Raw genomic sequence first — 22,406 nt, forward strand, 5'->3', positions numbered from 1 at the left:
AATCGATCATGTTTACTAATGGAAATCAACGGCACGGAATGCGGCAAATGCCGCCGATCGCGGCAGAGCGCATCAATTGCACCATTATTCGGCTGATTTTCGCGATATACCAGCTCGCCTGCCCACAATATCCGCGGCGCTGCTCGAAATTTCTGCGCGATAGTTTTCCTTTGGAATACACCTGCACGTCCCCCGGAACTGCCCTGCGCGCGCCACCGGGCTGGCAGTTCGGCAGCATCTGATGCAAAAGAAGCATCAGCAGTTCAGGAGACTCATGCGTGCTTGACGTCAGCAAAGCGACAGCGGTCGGGGCCAATATCCGCCAGGCGCGGATTGCCAAGGGCCTGACGCTGGACCAGCTTGCCAGGCAGAGCGACCTCACGCGCGGCTACATTTCGCTGGTCGAGCGCAACCTCAAGATCCCTTCGCTCGCCGCGCTGCTGCGGATGGCCGCCGCCCTCGAGGTCAACGTCGCGAACTTCTTCGACCCGAACGCCGAGCCCGCGCCGCGCTACACGCTGTTCCGCCGCGAAGGCGGCAATGTCCCGCTGTTCCAGGACACCTTTGGCGTGGTGCCGCTGGCAACCGGCCGCACCCGCAAGATGATGGAGCCGTTCCTCCTCAGCCCGCCGCACAAATCGGCGACGCGCGCCTCGCATGCCGGCGAGGAGCTGCTCTTCGTGATCAACGGGAAAATTGCGATCAAGCTCGACGGCGAAGAGCTCGTCCTCGGCAAGGGCGATTGTCTGTATTTTTCGGGCGAGACGCCGCACGAGGTCCGGAGCCTCGGCCGGCAGAAGGCGGAGGTTCTAGTCGTTGTCGCTCAGAACGCGACGACGTAACCCCGGACTTCGGCAAATAGCCTAGCGGAACCAGAAGAAACGCCCGGACGGCGGGACGGATTCGGGCGGACGCGGCCGCTTCGGGCGCGGTGGCTTTGGCGTCGGTTCAGCGGACGAGGTGGTCTCCGCCCCCGGCGCGGTGTCGCTTCCCGGCACCTTCACCGACAGCAGCAGATTCGATTCATGCGTGCGCCAGCGATAACCGACGCCGAAATCGATCGGCTGGGCCCGCGCGAACAGTTCGGCATAGCGCTCCTGGTAACGGCCGGGGAATTCGGCGATCGGTCCGAGGTAGCGGCCGAACGGGAAGAACCGCCATTGCCGCGCATTGTAGTTCGCGAGCGGAATGCCGGAATCGTCCTGGATGATGGTGGCGCTGTTGGCCAGTAGCCAGTCGCGGACGACGGTGAAGTTGCCAGAGTGCAAGAGATAGGACGCGCTCTTGAGCAGGCTATTGCCGGGCCCGAGCGTCTCGCAGAACTTCAGGAATCCAGCCGCGCGCGCGCCGGGATTGGAGAGATCGGTGGAGAAATAATACAGCGTGCGCACTTCGCCATCGCTGCCGGCGAAGGTGATGCGGACGCCGCGCGTCGCGTTCGGTCCCGGATTGTCGTTGCCCGCGTGAATCCCGCCCTTGTCGTCGAGCGCAATCATCTCGACGTTGCGGATGGTCTTGCCGGAGCGGGCGAGGAAGACATAGAGGATCGGCAAGGTGCCGTTGACCTGGTTGGCGTGCAGGTCGACCTTCATCTGCTTGGTGATGAAGAAGGAGAAGCTCAGGATCGAGCCGAGCGAGCGTTCGACATTGTAGAGCGCGGCGCCGACCGAACCGCGCGGCAGCCGCGTCAGGTCGGGCACGGCGCCAACCGGCTCCAGTGCACCGAGCACGTAGGTGCTGGCCTTGGAATAGAAGGCGTCGGCGTAGAGGAAGTCCGGGCCGCTGAACATGTAGAACATGGTCGGCCTGGGCGCGGCCAGGTTGACGTCGGACCAGGTGCGGATCTTCGAGAGCTGCCGCTGCTCGAGCTGGGCAAAGGCGCCGTCGAAGAATTTTGCGTGATGCTGCCAGGACGGGTCTCTGGTCAGCGCCACCAGCGGCGAGTCCGCCGATGGCTGCATGCCCGCAAGGAAGCGCGCGGTGTCGTCGAAGGTGACGTCGGCGGCCCGCACGGACGAGACGGCCGCAGCCAGGAGGGCAACAGCGACAGCCGCAATTCTCAAGGGTCGAAACATGTCTATTCGCGATTGTGTGACGTGCCAGCGGCGACCGGCCGCCTGCGGAAAACAGCATAAATCAACAGGCCCGAGAGCATGACGAGCATCCCCGACAGCGACTGCACCGGCCGCTCGGTCAAGAGGTAGTACATCATGAACGCGGTCACGAGCAGGAAAACGAGGGGGGTGAAGGGGTATCCCCAGGCGCGATAGGGCCGCGGCAGGTCAGGATCGGTGATGCGCAGCTTGATCACGCCGGCGACCGTGAAGAACGAGCAGAACAAGAGCGCGAACTGGATGAAGTCGAGCACCGCCTCGAAACTGCGCGTGAACAGCAGCAGGGTCGCGACCGCGAGCTGAAACAGGATGGCATAGGCCGGCGCGCCGCTCGTCGACTTGCGCGAGAACACGCGCAGCGCCGGAATGTCCTCCCCCATCGTCATCATCACGCGCGGACCGATCCACATCATCGCGCTGATCGAGGAGATCAGGCCGACGCAGATCATGGCGCCGACGATCCGGCCGCCGAGGCTACCGAAGATGGCGCTGCCGGCGACACTGGCGACATCGAGCTGGCCGGCGAGCGCGCCGACCGGCGTGGAGTAGAGAAACACCGCATTCAATGCGACATACAGCACAAGCACGATCAGCGTGCCCGCGAGCAGCGCGCGCGGCAGGTTCTGCTGCGGCATGTTCATCTCGCCGATGATATAGGTCGCCGCATTCCAGCCCGAGAACGAGTACATCACGAAGACGAGGCCGATCGCGAAGGGCGCGCTGACGATATGCGCGAGGTCGCCCGGCTGCGGCGTGAAGGCGATCGGCTGCGGCACGCCGATGATGAAGCCGGCGACCAGGAAGGCGACGATCAGCACGACCTTCAGGATGGTCGAGATCAGCTGGAAGGTCGAGGAGTGCCTGACGCCGGTCAGTTGCACGAGCGAGACCAGCCACACCACGCCGATGGCGAGCGGGATCGGCGGCAGGTCGGGGACGACCGACTTGGCATATTCGCCGAAGGCCATCGCGGCGAGTGCAACCGGCGCGGCAAAGCCGACCGTCGCCGAGACCCAGCCGGCGAGAAAGCCGAAGGCGGGATGATAGGCACGGCCGAGGAAATTGTATTCGCCGCTCGAGCGCGGAAACATCGCGCCGAGCTCGCTGTAGGAGAACACCCCGCACAGTGCGACGATGCCGCCGACGCTCCACAGCAGCAGGATCGAGAAGCCGGACGGGATGTCCTTGACTTGGAAGCCGAGGCTGGTGAAGACGCCGACCCCGATCATGTCGGCAACGACGATGGCGGTTGCGACCAGAACGGAGACACCCGCCCCTCTTCCGGTCAACCGGCCAGTCCAGGGCGCAGTACCCGCATCTGATGCCGTCATCGGGGTCCTTAACCTCAGGCCTCACGTCTCGTGGGAAGCATCGTGCAGTTTGATCCAGTCAATTCAAGCAGGGTTAACAAGGGTTAAATGAGGCAAGGGAAATAGGTATCAAGGCACCTTCTTAGCACGGTCCTAGGCGATAAAGCTGCGCAAACACCGGAGAATCCCGTTTCCGATCCCCACAATCACGACACGATTGCGTGGTCCTTTTGAGCGTTCCGGATGTGGGGAAGTTTCTCCGGACACTTAACGTCACCTAAACGCCAGTCGGCTCAATTATCTCAAGATTGCCGCTGGGCTTGTGGTCATGACTTGGGGTCATGGGTGGATGGTCGGGGCCGTTCCGAAAACGAGAGCTGACATTCGTGCCGATCGGACGCCGTCCGATCGGCGCGGTCGTGCGCTCCGGATCGGCCTGATCTCAGCCTTGGTGCCGCTGTCGCTCACGCTGGTTCAATGCGGCCAAGCGCCGAATCCGACGGCGCTCGCAGCCAACTCGCAGGCCAATGTCCAGGTCGTCGCCAAGACCAATCCGCAAGTTGCGAGCGGCGACACGTTCGAGGATCGCTTCCCTGCCCCGCAGTTCAAGGAGCGCTTCCCCTCGGTGGGCGAGAGCTTCCTGCAACGGCAGATGTCGGACTTCTCGCCCAAGCGCGCCGTACAGCAGCAGCCGCAGCCGGAGCAGGCACCCTACAAGGTCGCTTCGCTCGCACCGCAGGCGCCCTACCAGCGTCCGCCCCGCGAAGACCTGACGACGCTCGTCAGCATGAAGTCGTCGGCCTTCCCCTATTTCGGCAACAACCCTGCCTCCGACGCGCCGTTCCTCAACATCTCCAAGGGTGACCGCCGCGGCCACCGCAGCTATTCGGGGCGCGTCTACTGGCAGGACGAGACCTACAGCGACAGCCGCGTGCTGGTGCACGTCCCCGAGCATTTCGACGCCCGCAAGCCGGGCGTGATCGTGGTGTTCTTCCACGGCAATGGCGCGACGCTCGAGCGCGATGTGCGCGACCGGCAGCTGGTGCCGCAGCAGATTACCGATTCCGGCGCCAATGCCGTCCTGCTTGCGCCGCAGATGGCCGTCGACGCCGCCGATTCCAGCGCCGGAAAATTCTGGCAGGCGGGCGGCCTCAAGCGCTTCATGGATGAATCGGCCAGCCACCTCGCCCGCCTCACCGGCGATCCCAACAGCGCGCGCGCGTTCGCCAATATGCCGATCGTCATCGTCGGCTATAGCGGCGGCTTCCTGCCGACGGCCTGGAGCCTCGAGGTCGGGGGCATCAGCGACCGCGTCCGCGGCGTCGTGCTGCTCGACGCCGTCTATGGCGAAATGGACAAGTTCGCCTCCTGGATCGCGAGCCACCGCTCGGGCTTCTTCGTCAGCTCCTACACTCACTACACGGCGCGGCGCGACCGCGAGCTGATGAGCATGCTCAGGCAGAAGGGCATCAGCGTCTCCGAGGACATGGACGGCCCCTTGCGTCCCGGCAGCGTGGTGTTCGTCGAAACCGGTGACGGCATCACCCATCGCGACTACGTGAACCGCGCGTGGACGCAGTATCCGCTCAAGGACGTGCTGGTGAAGATGTCGGCGACGCCGGCGCTGGCGCTGACGCGCGTGGCGGCGACCACTCCATCGGCATCGAATCGATAGTCCCGATATTGCGCCAGCCGGTATTTCCGTGCGCTGCCTGCAATTCTCTCAAGCCGTGATCAAAATGTGATGTTGATGGCCGACATCCCCGTGAGCCACCGGATTGTTTCCGCTGGCAACGATCATAGTTTGCCGGCCACGTTGGATTTGGAATTTCTGCGGGGACAGGTCGTGCGTCAGGGACTGTACAAGGTCGACTTCCACACGGTTCACGGAACCGGGTGCGGTGTCGTCTATGTGGTGGATGGCAAAATGCGCGGCGGCAATTCCGCCTTCGCCTTCATGGGCACCTATACGGGCGAAGGCGACGCGATCAAGGTCAAGATCTCGACCCAGCGCTACAACGACGACCCGTCCTTCAAGGGGCTGTTCGGCATCGACCGGATCACGCTGACGCTCACCGGCCGCGAGGACGGCGACGCGGCGGAATTCGAAGGCAACGCGCTGCAAGCGCCGGGCGTTGCCTTCAGGGCTGTGCTGAGCCGGATCAGCGACTAGCCGTCCGGCGTCTTGACCTTAGGTCTTGGGCAGCTTCGGAATGCTCTCGGCAAAACCGTTGAAGCAGGCCAGCCGCTCGTCCTCTTCCTTGAAGAAACGGCAATCGGCGTAGCCCTTGGCCTTCGCCGGCTTCGGCTTCGGCGCCGGCGGGATCACCGCGTCGTAGCAATTGAGGCGGTCCTTGGTGCCGTCATCGAGATCGAGGCAGGCCTGGAGCCGTGCGGCGATCGATTGCGGCTTGCCCTTCGGCGCTGCGGCCGGCTTGGCCGCTGCCTCCTTGGTCCCCGCTTTGGTCCCCTTGGGCTTGACCTGCACCAAGGGCTTGTCCCCCACCATCGGTGGCTTGTCGGCTTGCGCAAACGCGGAGGCTGAATAGAGCACCGCGGCAACCGCCAGAATCATCCTCATCTCAGTCAACTCTCTTTGGTCCCCATGACCGGCCTTCTAGCGCTCCCGCGCGCGGTTTGCCAAGCACCTTGCACGCACGAAAACGCAGGTTCAGGCCGCGGCAGCCGGCCCGGGCCGGGTCAGGATCACCAGCACCAGCGCCAGCACGACGAAGCCGACCGCAACGAAGCCGAGCGGGTGCAGGAGCTCGTGGGCGAACAGCAGCCCGCCGATGGCGGAGCCGACCGCCTGGCCGATATAGAGGACGGAGGTGTTGAGCGCGACGGTGGCGGACGCAAGCGGCGGCGCGGCCGCAACCAGCCGCACCTGCTGCATCGAATTGGTCGAGGCAAAGCCGAGGCCCCAGATCGCGACGGCACCTGCCATCAGGACGAACGTGCCGGCGCCGAGCGCCCAGCCCGCAATGCCCGCAAGCAGCAGGCAGGTGAACAGCAGCGAGGTGCGATAGGGACCCCAGGTATCGACGATGCGGGTCGCGATCACGACGCCGAGGAAACCGCAGAGGCCGTAGATGCCGAACACCATGCCGATTGCGTCCGGCCCCGCCCCGGTCAGCTTCTTGAGCAGCGGGCCCATGAAGGTGAACACCACGAACTGCCCGGACATTTGCAGCATGGTGATCGCAAGCAGCAGCAGAACCGTCCTGTCGCGGCCGACCGCGCTCCAGGTCTTCAGGTCCACCGGCGTGCCCTTCAGTCCGGCAGGCAGGCGCAGCAGCAACAACAAGAAGCTGATGCAGCCGAGCGCGCCGATCCCGCCATAGGCCGCGCGCCAGCCGTAGCGGCTGGCCATGAAGGTGATCAGCGGCAGGCCGACGGCGGCCGCCAGCGACCAGCCGAGAAAGATATAGGCAATCGTGCTGCCGCGCCGCTCCGCCGGCACGATCAGCGCCGCCGTGCCGGCCGCCTGCGGCGTATAGAGCGCGCCGACCGCGAGCATCACCAGGCGGATGACGAGGAGGCTCGCATAGTCGGGCGCGAACGCCGAGGCGAGATTGCCGAAGGCGAGCACCGCCAGCGTGGTCGCAAGCAGCGTCCGCCGTTCGATGCGGCTCGTGAGCCAGGCCGTGAGCGGCGAACCGATGCACAGCGTGATCGCGCCGAAGGTGATCAGGAGCCCGGCCGCGTGAATGCTGATGCCGAGCCCCGCCGACAATTCCGGCAGCATCCCCGCCGGCGCCAGCACCGAGCAGCCGGTGACGAGATTGCCGAGCATGAGGGCGGTTGGCGCGAAACGGCCGGCGGCGGGGGATTTTTGCATGCAACTGCATGTAGAGCCGGCTTGCCGCCTGTTAAAGGCCGCTGCCCGAAATAGTTGGTGCAAGGCCGCAGCTTTTGCGTGCCACTTTCTTGGAAATGCCGGATTGCGCAGGCCGAATCGCCTGATATATCGCTCGTTCCCGCTTACCTGCGCTCGTTCGCAGGAGTGAGCTTCAGGAGAAAAGCAATGACCGACCAGCCCAAATCCGAATCCGGCTTCCAGTACAGCCTCTCGAATCTGAAGCCCGTGACCCCCGCAGCCAAAGTCACCCTCACCTTCCCCGACGGCGCCCGGCGCGAATACGACAAGAGCATCACCGGCCTCGAGATCGCCAAGGGCATCTCGCCGTCGCTGGCCAAGCGCACGGTCGCGATGGCGCTCGACGGCGTGGTCGCCGACCTCGACGATCCCATCGAAGCCGATGCCAAGATCGAGCTGATCAACCGCGACGATCCGCGCGCGCTGGAGCTGATCCGCCACGACTGCGCGCACGTGCTCGCCGAAGCCGTGCAGACGCTGTGGCCGGGCACCCAGGTCACCATCGGTCCGGTGATCGAGAACGGCTTCTATTACGACTTCTTCCGCAACGAGCCGTTCACGCCGGAAGACTTTGCCGCGATCGAGAAGAAGATGCGCGAGATCATCGCGCGCGACAAACCCTTCACGAAAGAGGTTTGGGATCGCGAAAAGACCAAGCAGGTGTTCCGCGACAAGGGCGAGGCGTTCAAGGTCGAGCTGGTCGACGCCATTCCCGGCAACGAGCCGATCAAGATCTACTACCAGGGCGACTGGTTCGATCTGTGCCGCGGCCCGCATATGACCTCGACCGGCAAGGTCGGCAATGCCTTCAAGCTGATGAAGGTGGCCGGCGCCTATTGGCGCGGCGATTCCAACAACCCGATGCTGACCCGCATCTACGGCACCGCCTTCGCCAAGCAAGAGGACCTCGACGCCTACCTCAAGCAGATCGAGGAGGCCGAAAAGCGCGACCATCGCAAGCTCGGGCGCGAGCTCGACCTCTTCCATTTCCAGGAGGAAGGTCCGGGCGTCGTGTTCTGGCATCCGAAGGGCTGGACCATCTTCCAGCAGCTGATCGCCTATATGCGCCGCCGCCTGACCGGCGACTACAGCGAGGTCAACGCGCCGCAGATCCTCGACAAGGTCCTGTGGGAGACCTCGGGCCATTGGGGCTGGTACCGCGAAAACATGTTCGCGGCGCAGTCGGCCGGCGACGAGGCCGAGGACAAGCGCTGGTTCGCTCTGAAACCGATGAACTGCCCGGGCCATGTGCAGATCTTCAAGCACGGCCTCAAGAGCTACCGCGACCTGCCCTTGCGGCTCGCCGAGTTCGGCGTGGTGCATCGCTATGAGCCATCCGGCGCCATGCACGGCCTGATGCGCGTGCGCGGCTTCACCCAGGACGATGCGCACATCTTCTGCACCGAGGACCAGCTCGCCGAGGAATGCCTGAAGATCAACGATCTCATCCTGTCGACTTACGCGGATTTCGGCTTCACCGGCGATCTCACCGTGAAACTGTCGACCCGACCCGACAAGCGCGTCGGCACGGATGCGATGTGGGATCACGCCGAGCGCGTGATGGCGACGGTGCTGCGCGAGATCCAGTCGCAGAACAACCACATCAAGACCGAGATCAACCCGGGCGAAGGCGCGTTCTACGGGCCGAAGTTCGAATACGTGCTGCGCGACGCCATCGGCCGCGACTGGCAGTGCGGCACCACGCAGGTGGACTTCAACCTGCCGGAGCGGTTCGGTGCGTTCTACATCGACCATGACGGCGGCAAGAAACCGCCGGTGATGGTGCATCGCGCGATCTGCGGCTCGATGGAGCGCTATATCGGCATCCTGATCGAGCACTATGCCGGCAATTTCCCGCTCTGGCTCTCGCCGGTGCAGGCCGTGGTCACGACCATCACCTCCGAGGGCGACGAGTACGCCAAGCAGGTCCTGGAGCAGGCCCGGCGCGCGGGGCTTCGGGTCGAGATCGACCTGCGCAACGAGAAGATCAACTACAAGGTCCGCGAGCACTCGCTGGCCAAGATCCCGGCACTGCTCGTGGTCGGCAAGAAGGAGGCCGAGACGCATTCGGTCTCCGTCCGCCGGCTCGGCAGCGACGGCCAGAAGGTGATGACGACCGCCGAGGCGATCGCCGCCTTGGTCGAGGAAGCGACCCCGCCCGATGTCGTGCGGGCACGGGGCATCGTTTAGAACCTGCCACTGAACTTGACGAACAGGGCGCGCCTACCGGCGCGCTCTGCGCGTCTGCGCAGCAAGGTGGCCGCCCTCAGAGCGCGATACCAGCCCGACTTCCGGAGCACTACCCCATGAATTGGGGATACCGACGTACCGGGCTCCGCGCGAACATTGGTCATGTTTGGTGAACTCGATACGAATTTGCGAGCCGAGGCCGAGGCAGCCGGGTTTCGGCGGCCGGCTTCAGGTGCCGTCGTCGCTCTTGTCATGTTCGCAGTCGGGTTCATTGTCTTTCCCGAAGCTGTCTACGCCGAAACCTGCCTGCTCGATTCCGGCAGTGGCAGCGCGCCCGTTGCCGATTCATTCGCTTGTGGCAACGCTGCATCCGCTTCGGCTTCCAGCAGTACGGCGGTGGGGAACCATGCAGATGCAGCGGGAGCCTATAGTGTCGCGGTCGGTTTTCTGAGTAGTGCGTCGCAAAGCCACGCCACCGCGGTCGGAGCGACGAGCAATGCCAGCGGGACGGATTCGACGGCGGTGGGCTACGGAAGCGAGGCGACAGCAGCGCAGACTTCCGCCTTCGGCTCCTACAGCAGCGCGACCGCCCAGCAAGCCTCGGCTTTCGGTAATTCGAGCACGGCGAGCGGGACACAGTCCTCCGCCTTCGGCGCTTCAAGCACAGCGACTGGCGTAGCCTCCGTCGCCGTTGGCTACGCCGCGAGCGCCAGTGGTGACTACGCCATTGCGTTCGGCCGGCAGAGTCAGGCAACGATGCAGAGCGCGCTGGCGATCGGGCAGAGCGCCGAGGCAACCGGAGCGGACAGCGTCGCACTCGGCTCGGATGCGCTTGCCGACAATTCAGGCGCAATCGCAATCGGCAGTTCCGCCCAAGCCCATCTCGCCGGAACCGCTGTCGGACGGACGGCGCACGCCTATGGCGACTACAGTACGGCCGTCGGGCAAGCCGCGGCGGCAACCGGCCAGGGGAGTTCGGCCTACGGCTACACAAGTGTCGCGGGCGCCACAGCTGCGTCGGCATTTGGCTGGAACGCGCGCGCCAACGCCGTGGACTCGACCGCTCTTGGTTTCAATACAAATGTTTCAGCGGCGGCAATTTCGGGCGTCGCCATCGGTGAAGGTGCGCAAACGACTGCATCCAACGCGGTTGCGCTCGGTTCCAAGTCCGTCGCCAATGTCGCAAACACGATCTCGGTCGGCTCGGCCGGCAAAGAGCGCAGGATCGTCAATGTCGCCGCCGGCACGCTGTCTTCCACCAGCACCGATGTCGTCAATGGCGGCCAGCTCTACACTGCAAACCAGAGGGTCGCCGCAGCATTCGGCACAACGCTCGATGCCGGCGGACAGATGGTTGCGCCGAGCTACATGATCCAGGGCGTCTCCTACAACAACGTCGGCAGCGCGTTCTCTGCCGTGAACGCTGCGCTAAGCAGCACGGCGACCAGCATCAGCAACTTGCAGACGCAGATCGACAACGGGTCGATCGGCCTCGTGCAGCAGAATTCGTCGACTAAGGTCATCGGTATCGGCAGCAGCACGGATGGCACCGTGGTCGACGTGTCGGGCACATCGGGCAACCGCACCGTGACTGGCGTCGCCGCGGGCGCCGTTGACGCGACCAGCACCGACGCCGTCAACGGCAGCCAGCTCTACGCCACGAACCAGACCGTTGCCTCGCTGAGTGCGACGGTGGCCGGCATCGCCGGGACAACTCAGTACACAAGGTCAACAGCGCTGGCGCAGCGGCCAACGCCTCCGGTACCGATGCGATTGCGATCGGCGGCAATGCGCAGGCCACCAAGTCCGGCTCGATCGCAATTGGGTTGAATTCCGCCTCGACCGGCACCAATGCGATTGCGATCGGCACCGGTGCGGTGGCAACCGGCTCGGTAGCCGTCGGCGCAGCAGCCTCCGCAGGCAATGGCGGCGCGGCCTTCGGCGACGGTGCGGTTGCGACGGGCTCGAACTCGGCCGCGTTGGGCACCAATGCCTCGGCAACCGCGGCCAACTCAGTGGCGATCGGCACAGGCTCGACCAACACCGTCGCCAACACCGTGTCGTTCGGCTCGGCCGGCAATGAGCGCCGCCTCACCAATGTCGCCGCCGGCGTCAACCAGACCGATGCAGTCAATGTCGGCCAGCTCCAGTCGGCTGTCGCAGGCTTCCAGTCACAGATCGGCAGCCTGCAAAGCGAGATCGCCGCCAACCAGCAGGAGGCCCGGCGCGGCATCGTCGCCGCGGTGTCAGCCGCACCGGTGCTGATGCCGTCGGCGCGTGGCAGGACCACAGTCGCAGTGAACGCCGGATATTATCGCGGCCAATCCGGCGTGGGCATCGGCATCTCACATCGCCTGGACTGGACGACGCCGACGGTGCTGTTTGGCGGCTATTCCAATGGCGGTGGAAGCGAGCATATCGGCCGCGCCGGCATGGCGGTCGAGTTCTGAAGTTGGTGCCGCAGATGAAGCTTCCCTTCCCGGCCTTCGTGCTGGCCGCAGTCGTGCTCGGCTCCCGCCCTGTCGTCGCGCAACAGCCGCAACAACCGCCGCCGCAACAATTCCAGCCATCGGGCGAATGGGCCAAGCTTCCGCGCATGCAATTGGAACGGCAATTCGCCGGCCCGCTCCAGGATACGGTGGTCCAGCGCTTGCGCGATCCGGTCGACGGCACCATCTGCTATGTGTATCTGCCGATCTCGGCGCCGCACTCGCCGACGACGGCAACGGGTTTCGTACAATACGGCCCGAACGGCATCGGTAGCATCAACTGTATGCCGGGCACGCCAGCTGTCGCTGCGCCGACGAGGCACAAATAGGCCCCGATCACAATCGGTCTAAATGAGCCTGTTCAGTCTCGTGGCCGGGAGGATCGCATGCTATGCGGTGCCCAATTGGTTCCATGAGAGAGACGCCCGTGCCCGACGCCATCGAACTCCTGAAGACCCGCCGCTCGGTCAAGCCGCGCGAGATGACCGGGCCCGGCCCTTCGGAGGCCGAGCTCGAGACGATCCTCACCATCGGCGCGCGCGTGCCGGATCACGGCAAGCTCGCGCCCTGGCGCTTCATCATTTTCGAAGGCGATGCGCGCCAGCGCGCCGGCGAGGTGATTGCGAAGGTCTTTGCGCGGAAGAATCCGGGCGCGCCGGCGGCCGATGTCGAGATCGAGCGGAAACGGCTCACCGATGCCCCGCTCGTGATCGGCATCGTCAGCTTCACCAGGCCGCATCCGAAGGTACCGGCCTTCGAGCAGGAACTGTCGGCGGGCGCCAGCGCCATGAACATCGTCACGGCCGCGACCGCGCTCGGCTACGGCGCATGCTGGCTGACCGGCTGGTTCTCGTTCGACCGCGACGTGCTCGACGGCCTCGGCCTCAAGCCGGACGAAAAGCTCGCCGGCTTCATCCACATCGGCACGCCGACCAAGCCGAGCGAGGACCGTCCGCGACCGTTCCTTTCGGAAATCGTGACACGATTTTGATCGACGACATGTTGACGCCCTGAATATCTTGCGGCTTTGATCCCGGCGAGGGAGGGGTCCAGATGAAGCGGCGTGAATTTCTGGTCGGAGCCGCGCTGCTCGCCGGCACCATGGCGCGAAGCCGGGCCGCCGACATCCCTGCACCTGCGCCCGAAGGGCTCGACCGCATCACGGCGTTCTTCGACAACGAGGTGACGAGCGGCCGGTTGCCGGGCGCCGTGATCATGGTCCAGCAGCACGGCAAGCCGGTCTATCTGAAGACATTCGGCGTGCGCGACGTCAGGACGGGCCTCGCCATGACGCCGGATACGATCTTCGCCATCCACTCGATGACCAAGCCGATCACCTGCCTCGGCGCGATGATGCTGATCGACGAGGGCAAGCTTGCGCTTACCGATCCCGCATCGAAATACGTCCCCCTCTTCGCCGGCACCAAGGTGGGACTGGAGGTCACCGAGCCGGACGGCAAGCTGGAGCTGGACCTCGTGCCCCCGGTCCGTCCCGTCAACATCGAGGATCTGCTGCGACACACCTCGGGCATCAGCTACGATTATATCGGCGGCAAATGGGTCGAGCAGGCCTACAAGGCTGCCAACATTTTCGAGGATCCCTTCAACAACAGGAAATTCGCCGATCGCATCGCAAAATTGCCGCTGGCACGGCAGCCGGGAACGCTGTGGCGCTATGGCCATTCCACCGACGTGCTCGGCGCCATCATCGAGATCATCTCGGGCCAGACCCTGTACGACTTCCTGAAGCAGCGCATCCTCGACCCGCTCGGCATGAGCAGCACCAAGTTTGCACTCGCGACGGAAGACGAACTGGCTCGGATGGCGCGGCCGCTGCCGAACGATTACATCCTGCTCGCCGCCGAGCGCGACCGGCTCGACCATCCCGAATGGCAGTCCGGCGGCGGCGGCCTGCTCTCGACCATCACCGACTATCAGCGCTTCTCGCAGATGCTGCTCAACCGCGGTGAGTTCGAGGGCAGGCGTTACCTCAGCCCGGCCGCCTTCAAGGCCATGACGACCGATCACGTCGGTCCCGGCTCCGGCGTCGGACGCGACTATTTCTATTTCCCGGGTGACGGCTTCGGCTATGGCTACGGCCTTGCGGTGCGCACCGATCCCGGCAATGCGAAGCCGCCGCCCCCGGGCTCGATCGGCGAGTTGAAATGGGACAGTGGCAGCGGCACCTATTTCGGCGTCGATCCCAAGCTCGACATGGTCTACCTGATGATGCAGCAGACCCAGAACGAACGCAGCCGCATCACGCCCGCCTTCAAGGCGCTGGTCTACGACTGCTTTCCACCCGCGTTACGCCGCCCGTGAGGCGCGCTGGCCGAAATCGGCCAGCAGCTTTTCGATCTCGGCGGCGGGCCGCGCCGCGCTGAACAGAAAGCCCTGCACCTCGTTGCAGCCTTCGGCGCGCAGCCAGTCGAGCTGGTCCTCGGTCTCGACGCCCTCCGCAGTCGTGGTGATGTTGAGGCTGCGGCCGAGCCCCGAGATCGCACGCACGATCGCGACGCAATCGGGCCGCTGCGCCAGGTCCTTGACGAAGGAGCGGTCGATCTTGATCTTGTCGAAGGGGAAGCTGCGGAGATAGCTGAGGCTGGAATAGCCGGTGCCGAAATCATCCATGGAGATGCCGACGCCGAGCTCGCGCAGCTGATGCAGGATCGCGAGATTGGCATCGGTCTCGGCCAGGAAGATCGACTCGGTGATCTCCAGTTCGAGCCGCTTCGGCGACAGGCCGGACTGCGCCAGCGCCGAGATCACGACCTGCACCAGGTTGCGGCTGCGGAATTGCGCCGGCGACAGATTGACCGCGACCTTGACGTCGACGGGCCATTTCACCGCCTCGCTACAAGCCTCGCGCAGCACCCATTCGCCGAGCTGGGTGATCAGGCCGATGTCCTCGGCGACCGGGATAAACTCCGCCGGCGAGATCATGCCCTTGTCGGGGTGACGCCAGCGCAGCAGCGACTCGAAGCCGGAGATGCGGTCGGAGGCGATCGACACCAGCGGCTGATAGTGCAGCTCGAACTCGCCGTTGGCGAAGGCGCGGCGCAGATCGAGCTCCATGTCGCGGCGCTTCTGCGCCTGGAGGTCCATCTCGCGCTCGAAGAAGTGGTGCACGCCGCCGCCGTCGGACTTGGCCCGGTACAGCGCCATGTCGGCGTTGCGCATCAACTCCTCCGACGTCACGCCGTCGCCGGGCGACAGCGCGATTCCGATGCTGGCGCCGATCACCATCTCCTGGCCGTCGATCTCGTAGGGCGCCTTCAGCATGTCGATCAACAGCGTCGCGCAGGCGCTGGCCTCGTTCGGCGAGACGTCGGCCGCCAGGATCACGGCGAACTCGTCGCCGCCGAGCCGGGCTGCGAGATTGGCGCCGCGGACCGCGGTGGTCAGGCGCTCGGCGACCTCCTTCAACAGGCGGTCGCCCGCCGGATGCCCGAAGGAATCGTTGATGTTCTTGAACAGGTCGAGATCGATGTAGAGCACGCCGACCCGCTTTCCGCCGGCCTGGTCGAGCGCCTGCTTCAGGCGCTCCTGGAAATATTCGCGGTTCGGCAGGTCGGTGAGCCCGTCGTGGTGCGCCATGTGGGCGATGCGCGCCTCGGCCTTGCGCCGTTCGGTGATGTCGACCACCGCGACCAGATAGCCGTCGCGGTCGTCGAAGGCCACGCGGCGGCCGAAGGTGAGCACCTCGATCTCGCTGCCGTCGGCACGCAGGTGCCGCCAGTTGCGCGAGGAATGATAGGTGTCGCCGACACGATCGAGCGCTTCGGCGTGGCTGTCCCACTCGTCCTCCGGCCAGATCTCGTGCAGCTTCATGCGCAGGAAGGCGGCACGGCTGTAGCCGTAATGCTGGACCGCGGCATCGTTGACGCCGAGGAACTGCTTGGTCTCGGCGTCGAACACCCACATCGGCATCGGGTTGTTGTCGAACAGCAGCCGGAACGAGGCGTCGCGCCGTTTCAGCGCGGTGACGTCGGAGATCGTCAGCGAGAGCACGTCGGCGAAGGCAGTGGCGCTGAGCCGGAGATGCCGGCCATCGTGCTCGATCTCGAGCTGTTCGCCGCGGCCGCCGCGGACGGCCTTGAGCAGGAATTCCATGATGTCGGACGCAGCCAGCAGGGTGTTGCCCTCGCCGATCCGGCGCCACAGCAGGCCGGCACTCGCGACCTTCAGCAGCGTGGCGGCGCTCTGGTTGTGATGCACGATCTGGAGATCGAACGGCTTGCCGCCGGCATCGCGCAGCGTCGCCAGCGAGATCACCGCGTCGTCGGTCGAGGCGAAAATCGCATCGAGCAGATTGTATTGCGTGCCGCGCTCGTTGACATAGGCGCCGACCAGCGTCGCGCCCCAGCGCGAGGCGGTCGGCAGCGCCAGCACATCGTAGGTCCTGACCATGCCGTCGCGCACGCAATGCGCGCTCGCCTGGTGCGGCCGTCCGTTCGCAAGCGCGCTCGCCGCCGCTTCCGACAGCGCCGTGGCGCAATCGGGCGAGAGCTCGGCGACGGGGATGTCCCAGCGCTCCTCGCCGAGCCATTTCTGCACGTAGCGTCCGCTGCGCGATAGCTCGAGCGCACCGTCGTTCTTCAGCAGTGCGATATGGTCGGCGAGCCGGCCGAGGCTGCCGAGCATCACGTCCTCGTAGCGCGGCAGCCGTTCGCCCGGCTTCAACGCGGCGCGCCATTTGCGCTGAAGCACCGGGATGTCGTCAAACATTTCGGCGGCCGGTTTTCCCAGCATCTTCTTCGCGGCACTCATCGCAGTCCCCAACGCACTTTCCGAGCGCATCCAATGCAGGTGCACTTAACGGCGTGTAAAGAGCGCGCGGGCGCGGGTTCCATTCGGCGATTATGACAGTTTTAAGTCAGGCGTTGGTTAGTAGCCGTTAGAGACTATGACGGTTTTGTTTTTGCGGGCTGCGCGATGAGATGGCGATAGCGTCGCGCCACTCTCAGTGTCGTCCTGCCGAAAGCCAGGACCCATACCCACCGAACTTGGTTGCTGCGAACGCTGGTGGCCACATCGCGCTTCGGCAACGCCGACCGGGGTAATGGGTCCTGGCTTTCGCCAGGACGACATTGGAGAGGTGTGTACAAACTGCATCACCACCGTCATTGCGAGCGCAACGAAGCAATCCAGACTGTCACCGCGGAGGGATTCTGGATTGCTTCGCTGCGCTCGCAATGACGGAGTGTGGGTGACAACGTCGCTCTTTCAACTCGCATTCCCATCGCAGACACACCTTCACCCTCTCGCGGCTCATCTCGCCCGAGCTTTGCTTCGTCACTTCACCCTCAGATGAAAGAGAGCGCAGGGAAGGCCGGGAGCCGGTTGGCTCCCATCGACCGCCATGCGAGATGCAGATTGCGCTACGATGCACAGCGGGTAACAGGGCAACCGGAGACATCCCGGCCTTCCCTGCGCAGTGGTTGGAACGGCTTATGTCGTGCTCTCCCCGGGGAGCGATGCACTATTGCCCCCGTCGCCCTGCGGATGGCTGACGCGCGCGGTCCGGTCGGGCCGCACACATCACCGCAGAACTTGGCGCACAGACCCCGGGCGCCAGGACGACACGATTTGGCCGTACGCCGATCACACCGGTCGTGCGCGCGAGGTCTCCGCTCACAGTCGCCTGCCCTGCGAAGTCGATCGCGCCGATGTGACCCACGTCCACCGCCGCCCGGCCCGCGTTCGTGACGATCGCGATACGCCCCTCTTCCTTGGGCCGGAGTGAGGCGACACATACGCCGTTTCCGAATTTCGGTAAAGTGGAATATTTTCGACGATGGGCGTTGACCCGCATCTTGCGTGTTTTGCCCGACGGGCAACGCAAGGTCTTGTAGCCCGGGCGAGCTAAGCGACATCCGGGATTCTCGATCACCACCGGTCCCGGGTATCGCTTCGCTCACCCTGGCTACGAGACCATCACCCCGCCAGCCGCTCGATCACAAGGTCGAGCATCGCGCGCAGGCGGCCAAGGCGCTTGAGGTCGCGGTGATAGCCGACGAAGGTGTCGCGACCGGGCGGCGTCGAGCCGATGTCGAGCGCGACGAGGCGGCGGTCGCGGTCGCCGAGCGGACGCGGCAGCACGGCCAATCCACCGCCGCCGGCGCAGAGTTCGGCCTGCGCCTGGCGGTTATTGCTGCGCGAGGCGATTTCCGCCCTCGGCAGCACGCGCTTCAGCCACACTGCATCGGGCATGTCGGCGAATTCTGCGTTCATGGTGACGACGCGGACGCCGCTGCCGTCGCCGGCGCGCGGCGGCTTGCTGCCCTTCTTGTCGTAAAGCGCGTAGGGAATGTGAAGCAGCTTTCGCGAGATCACCTCGGGTTCACTGAACGGCTTGATGCGGAAGACGAGATCGGCCTCGCGGCGCGGCAGGCTGTAGAGGCGCGCGTCGGTCAGGAGCTCGACAGTCACCTTGGGGTGACGCTTGCCGAAGGCCGCGATCACCGGCGAGAGCATCACCGTCCCGAACCAGTCCGACGACGAGAGGCGCAGCAAGCCGTCGAGCTGCGTCTCCGCGCCGGTCGCATGCCGCTCCAACGCGAGCGCCTCCTCCTCGATCCGCTCGGCATGCCGCAGCACGGCGGTGCCCTCGTCGGTGAGGACAAAGCCGTCGGCGGTGCGCTGGAACAGTGTCTGGCCAAGCGCCGTCTCGAGCGCGCGAAGCCGCCGGCCCATCGTCGGCTGGGTCTGACCGATCTTTCGCGCGGCAGCGCCGAGCGTACCCTCGCGGGCAATCGCGAGGAAGATGCGCAGATCGCTCCAGTCCATCAAAACCATCCCATACACAAATGCACGACAACCGTACATCTTCGTTTCTTTCCATGCAAAAAATAATGGGCATATTGGAGGCCGACAACGGAGCAAGACGATCATGACCGGACACTCGACCATGCGCGCAAGCGTCCTGGAGGCGTACAACGCACCGCCGCGCGTCTCACAGATTTCCACGCCGGAGCTTGGCACCAATCAGGTGCTGGTCCGGGTGCGCGCGAGCGGGACCAATCCACTCGACACCAAGATCCATGCAGGCTCCGCGGCGCATGCGCGCCATCCAATGCCTGCTATTCTCGGCCTTGATCTCGCCGGCGTCATCGAACGCACCGGGCGCGACGTCACGCGGTTCAAGCCGGGCGACGAGGTCTACGGCATGACCGGAGGCGTCGGTGGTGTGCCGGGATCGCTCGCCGAATTCGCGAGCGTCGATGCCGATCTGCTGGCAACCAAGCCCGCCAATCTCAGCATGCGCGAGGCGGCCGCCCTGCCCCTGATCTTCATCACGGCCTGGGAAGGCCTGATCGACCGCGCCTCGCTGAAGGCCGGCCAGAAGGTGTTGATCCATGGCGGTGCGGGCGGCGTCGGCCATGTCGCGATCCAGATCGCGCATGCGTTCGGAGCAAACGTGTTCGCGACGGGCTCAGCGTCGCAGCGCGCCACGATAGAAGGCTTTGGCGCCGTCTTCATCGACCGCGACATCGCGGTTGAGACTTACGTTGCGCAGCACGCCGGCGGGCGCGGCTTCGACATCGTCTACGACACCGTTGGCGGCAAGGTGCTCGACGCCTCCTTCGCAGCCGTGCGCCGCTTCGGTCATGTCGTGAGCGCGCTCGGCTGGGGCACGCATGCGCTGGCACCGCTGTCGTTCCGCGCTGCCACCTATTCCGGCGTGTTCACACTGCTGCCGCTGCTGACAGGCGAAGGTCGCGCGCATCACGGGGAGATCATGAGCGAGGCAACACGCCTGGTGGAGGCCGGCAAGCTCGTGCCCCTGCTCGATGCAAGGCACTTCACGCTGGAGAGCGTTGGCGACGCCTACGCACTGATCAGGGATCGTGCTGCGAAGGGCAAGCTGGTCGTTGACGTCTGAGGTTGGGCTCGTAGCCCGGATGGAGCGCGTGTCCGGGCCACGGAGCGACGGTCGCGCTAGTCCTCGCTGGACGCGGCCGAGCGGTTGCGCAAATAGGCCTGCGACAACAGGAAGAACAATGCGCGCTCGCCATGATATTTGGCGGACGGCCGGGTGCGCTCGAAGCCGTCGGCAAAGATCTTGCCGGACTGGTCGCACACCTGCCATCGCCAGCCAAACCGCTTACGCCTGGTGAGGATCACTTCGAACATACCGACGGGCTTGGTCCCTGCTCCTGCCGGTCTCGCAAGCGCGCACGCCTGCTCCGGCCTCCCCCATTAGACGGATGCCCGACATATAACGCAGCAGGATGGAAAGAGAATAAAATTGATTATCGGAAATGCGTATCTTGCACCGGCTGTGACGAAGTCGCGACGCCCGTGGAATAAGCCGATGTTTGCGGTGTTTTGCGGCCGCTCGGGCGCCCTGATAGCGCTGACAGAGGTATTCAAATCAGAACACAGGACGAGGACGCCCGGTAAGCGAACGCTCACCGGGCGTTCATGCACGATGTCAGCGGCCGACTCGCGCCTGGAGATGCGCAGGATAGCGATCGCCCTGCACCGCCACCTTGGCCAGCACGGCCGCGATGGCAGCGAGATCCGCATCCGACAGCGTCACCGCGGCCGCGCCGACATTCTCCTCGAGCCGGTGCAGCTTGGTGGTGCCGGGGATCGGCACGATCCACGGCTTCTGCGCCAGCAACCAGGCGAGCGCGATCTGCGCCGGCGTCACTTTCTTCGCTGTTGCGATCTCGCCGAGCAGATCGACCAGCGTCTGGTTCGATTTTCGTGCGCTGGATGAGAAGCGCGGTACGATGTTGCGGAAGTCGCTCTTGTCGAACGTCGTGCTCTCGGTGATCGCGCCGGTCAGGAAGCCCTTGCCGAGCGGGCTGAAGGGAACGAAGCCGATGCCGAGCTCTTCCAGCGTCGGCAGGATCTCCTGCTCCGGCTCGCGCCACCACAGCGAATATTCGCTTTGCAATGCGGTCACGGGCTGCACCGCATGGGCGCGGCGGATGGTCTGCGCGCCCGCCTCCGACATGCCGAAATGCAGGACCTTGCCGTCGCGAATCAGGTCCTTCACCGCGCCAGCGGTGTCCTCGACCGGCACATCGGGATCGACGCGGTGCTGATAGAACAGGTCGATGCGGTCGGTCTTCAGCCGCTTCAAGGCAGCCTCCGCCACCGCCTTGACGTTGGCGGGCCGGCTGTCGAGCCCGTCTTCGACCTTGCCGCCCTTGAAGCCGAACTTGGTGGCGATCACGACCTTGTCGCGGAATGGCGCCAGCGCCTCGCCCAAAAGCTCCTCGTTGATGAAGGGGCCGTAGGCCTCGGCGGTGTCGAAGAAAGTCACGCCGCGCTCGAAGGCGGTCCTGATCAGCGCGATCGCCTGCGAGGTCTCCGTCGCCGGACCATAGCCATAGCTCAGTCCCATGCAGCCGAGGCCAAGCGCCGAGACCTCCAGACCACTCTTGCCCAGTTTACGCATCCGCATCGCAGCTCTCCTTGAAATCACGTTCGGCTGCGAATTTAGGTCGCGCGCGAGCCTGCCGATTAGGTGATAAAACCGGCATGTACTCATGATCCGGATTCATGAATGGCCCGCACCAACGTCAACGACCTCCTCGCCTTCCTCGCGGTCGCCCGCGAGCGCAGCTTCACCCGCGCGGCCGCCCAGCTCGGCGTTTCGCAATCCGCGCTCAGCCACACCGTGCGCGCGCTGGAGGAGCGGCTCGGCCTGCGGCTGCTCACCCGCACCACCCGCAGCGTCGCACCGACGGAAGCCGGCGAGCGCCTGCTGCGCAATATCGGACCGCGCTTTGCGGAGATCGACGCGGAGCTGTCGGCGCTGACCGCGCTGCGCGAGACGCCGGCCGGCACCGTCCGGATCACCACCGGCGAGCATGCGGCACAGACCATCCTGTGGCCGACGCTCGCCAGGCTGTTGCCGCGCTATCCAGATATCAAGGTCGAGCTCGTCGTCGACTACGGCCTCACCGACATCGTCGCCGAGCGTTACGATGCCGGCGTGCGGCTCGGCGAGCAGGTCGCCAAGGATATGATCGCGGTGCGGATCGGGCCGGAGATGCGCATGGCGGTGGTGGGCGCGCCGGCCTATTTCGCCGCGCGCGGCAAGCCGAAGCAGCCGCAGGATCTCACCGAGCACAATTGCATCAACCTCCGCCTGCCGACCTATGGTGGGCTCTATGCCTGGGAGTTCGAGAAGCGCGGCCACGCCATGAAGGTGCGGGTCGACGGCCAGCTCGTGTTCAACACCGGCCTGCTCAGGATGAATGCCGCGCTGGCGGGGCTTGGTCTTACCTATATTCCGGAAGATATGGTGAAGCGGGAGATCGCCGACGGGCGGCTGATCCGCGTGCTCGCCGACTGGTGCGCGCCGTTCGCGGGCTATCACCTTTATTACCCGAGCCGGCGGCAGCCGACGCCGGCGTTTGCCGTGCTGGTGGAGTCGTTGAGGTATCGGAAGTGAGGGGCC

20 protein-coding genes are annotated in these 22,406 nt (G+C 65.0%); 12 read left to right on the forward strand and 8 right to left on the reverse strand.

The window, feature by feature from the left end:
* Window positions 1-47: 47 nt before the first annotated feature.
* Window positions 48-242, forward strand: coding sequence for a hypothetical protein (locus tag ACE10W_RS24670; RefSeq protein WP_028175869.1), 195 nt, complete (start codon window positions 48-50; stop codon window positions 240-242).
* 36 nt (window positions 243-278) lie between these two features.
* The gene (locus ACE10W_RS24675; protein ID WP_011088278.1) at window positions 279-842 is read left to right on the forward strand and encodes a helix-turn-helix domain-containing protein; all 564 of its coding nucleotides are present in this window, start codon (window positions 279-281) and stop codon (window positions 840-842) included.
* A gap of 21 nt (window positions 843-863) precedes the next feature.
* On the opposite strand, the gene ACE10W_RS24680 is transcribed toward ACE10W_RS24675, so the two are convergent.
* Window positions 864-2,075: a hypothetical protein gene (locus ACE10W_RS24680; protein WP_011088279.1), complete on the reverse strand. Its 1,212-nt coding sequence runs from the start codon at window positions 2,073-2,075 to the stop codon at window positions 864-866.
* A gap of 2 nt (window positions 2,076-2,077) precedes the next feature.
* Window positions 2,078-3,445: an APC family permease gene (locus ACE10W_RS24685; RefSeq protein ID WP_097532342.1), complete on the reverse strand. Its 1,368-nt coding sequence runs from the start codon at window positions 3,443-3,445 to the stop codon at window positions 2,078-2,080.
* A gap of 328 nt (window positions 3,446-3,773) precedes the next feature.
* On the opposite strand from ACE10W_RS24685, the gene ACE10W_RS24690 reads away from it, so the two are divergent.
* The gene (locus tag ACE10W_RS24690) at window positions 3,774-5,099 is read left to right on the forward strand and encodes an alpha/beta hydrolase (protein WP_182872014.1); all 1,326 of its coding nucleotides are present in this window, start codon (window positions 3,774-3,776) and stop codon (window positions 5,097-5,099) included.
* 75 nt (window positions 5,100-5,174) lie between these two features.
* On the forward strand, window positions 5,175-5,597 hold the full coding sequence (locus tag ACE10W_RS24695) for a GrlR family regulatory protein (RefSeq protein WP_244651789.1): 423 nt from the start codon (window positions 5,175-5,177) through the stop codon (window positions 5,595-5,597).
* 18 nt (window positions 5,598-5,615) lie between these two features.
* On the opposite strand, the gene ACE10W_RS24700 is transcribed toward ACE10W_RS24695, so the two are convergent.
* Both ACE10W_RS24700 and ACE10W_RS24705 read right to left on the reverse strand, forming a co-directional pair.
* Window positions 5,616-6,005: a hypothetical protein gene (locus ACE10W_RS24700; RefSeq protein ID WP_011088283.1), complete on the reverse strand. Its 390-nt coding sequence runs from the start codon at window positions 6,003-6,005 to the stop codon at window positions 5,616-5,618.
* A 90-nt stretch (window positions 6,006-6,095) separates the two neighbouring features.
* Entirely contained in the window at window positions 6,096-7,265 is a 1,170-nt protein-coding gene (locus tag ACE10W_RS24705) for an MFS transporter (RefSeq protein ID WP_182872015.1), read from the reverse strand.
* A 186-nt stretch (window positions 7,266-7,451) separates the two neighbouring features.
* On the opposite strand from ACE10W_RS24705, the gene thrS reads away from it, so the two are divergent.
* From thrS to ACE10W_RS24735, 6 genes are all read left to right on the forward strand, one after another.
* A complete protein-coding gene (thrS, locus tag ACE10W_RS24710) occupies window positions 7,452-9,494 on the forward strand; it encodes a threonine--tRNA ligase (RefSeq protein ID WP_049832605.1) in 2,043 nt (680 codons plus the stop codon).
* 162 nt (window positions 9,495-9,656) lie between these two features.
* On the forward strand, window positions 9,657-11,324 hold the full coding sequence (locus tag ACE10W_RS24715) for a hypothetical protein (protein WP_370204487.1): 1,668 nt from the start codon (window positions 9,657-9,659) through the stop codon (window positions 11,322-11,324).
* On the forward strand, window positions 11,273-11,944 hold the full coding sequence (locus ACE10W_RS24720; protein WP_370205774.1) for a YadA family autotransporter adhesin: 672 nt from the start codon (window positions 11,273-11,275) through the stop codon (window positions 11,942-11,944). Before ACE10W_RS24715 ends, ACE10W_RS24720 begins: the two co-directional genes overlap by 52 nt.
* Before the next feature lie 14 nt (window positions 11,945-11,958).
* On the forward strand, window positions 11,959-12,312 hold the full coding sequence (locus tag ACE10W_RS24725; protein WP_161534469.1) for a hypothetical protein: 354 nt from the start codon (window positions 11,959-11,961) through the stop codon (window positions 12,310-12,312).
* Window positions 12,313-12,410: 98 nt separating this feature from the next.
* Window positions 12,411-12,974: a nitroreductase gene (locus ACE10W_RS24730; protein ID WP_038967533.1), complete on the forward strand. Its 564-nt coding sequence runs from the start codon at window positions 12,411-12,413 to the stop codon at window positions 12,972-12,974.
* 62 nt (window positions 12,975-13,036) lie between these two features.
* Entirely contained in the window at window positions 13,037-14,305 is a 1,269-nt protein-coding gene (locus ACE10W_RS24735) for a serine hydrolase domain-containing protein (protein WP_375762009.1), read from the forward strand.
* Here ACE10W_RS24735 and ACE10W_RS24740 read toward each other — a convergent pair.
* Together ACE10W_RS24740 and ACE10W_RS24745 are read right to left on the reverse strand one after the other, a co-directional pair.
* A complete protein-coding gene (locus ACE10W_RS24740) occupies window positions 14,291-16,753 on the reverse strand; it encodes a bifunctional diguanylate cyclase/phosphodiesterase (RefSeq protein WP_271551837.1) in 2,463 nt (820 codons plus the stop codon). The genes ACE10W_RS24735 and ACE10W_RS24740 overlap by 15 nt on opposite strands.
* Window positions 16,754-17,920: 1,167 nt before the next feature.
* Window positions 17,921-18,772, reverse strand: coding sequence for a LysR family transcriptional regulator (locus tag ACE10W_RS24745; RefSeq protein ID WP_028175857.1), 852 nt, complete (start codon window positions 18,770-18,772; stop codon window positions 17,921-17,923).
* A 121-nt stretch (window positions 18,773-18,893) separates the two neighbouring features.
* On the opposite strand from ACE10W_RS24745, the gene ACE10W_RS24750 reads away from it, so the two are divergent.
* Window positions 18,894-19,868 carry a zinc-dependent alcohol dehydrogenase family protein gene (locus tag ACE10W_RS24750; protein WP_271612030.1) on the forward strand — a complete coding sequence of 325 codons (975 nt, stop codon included), beginning with the start codon at window positions 18,894-18,896 and terminating at the stop codon, window positions 19,866-19,868.
* 56 nt (window positions 19,869-19,924) lie between these two features.
* On the opposite strand, the gene ACE10W_RS24755 is transcribed toward ACE10W_RS24750, so the two are convergent.
* A complete protein-coding gene (locus ACE10W_RS24755; protein ID WP_018322145.1) occupies window positions 19,925-20,119 on the reverse strand; it encodes a hypothetical protein in 195 nt (64 codons plus the stop codon).
* 301 nt (window positions 20,120-20,420) lie between these two features.
* The gene (locus ACE10W_RS24760; RefSeq protein WP_271551846.1) at window positions 20,421-21,404 is read right to left on the reverse strand and encodes an aldo/keto reductase; all 984 of its coding nucleotides are present in this window, start codon (window positions 21,402-21,404) and stop codon (window positions 20,421-20,423) included.
* A gap of 102 nt (window positions 21,405-21,506) precedes the next feature.
* On the opposite strand from ACE10W_RS24760, the gene ACE10W_RS24765 reads away from it, so the two are divergent.
* A complete protein-coding gene (locus tag ACE10W_RS24765; RefSeq protein ID WP_375762010.1) occupies window positions 21,507-22,400 on the forward strand; it encodes a LysR family transcriptional regulator in 894 nt (297 codons plus the stop codon).
* Window positions 22,401-22,406 lie beyond the last annotated feature (6 nt).

The sequence above is a fragment of the Bradyrhizobium sp. B025 genome (assembly GCF_042257955.1).
Lineage (GTDB): Bacteria > Pseudomonadota > Alphaproteobacteria > Rhizobiales > Xanthobacteraceae > Bradyrhizobium > Bradyrhizobium diazoefficiens.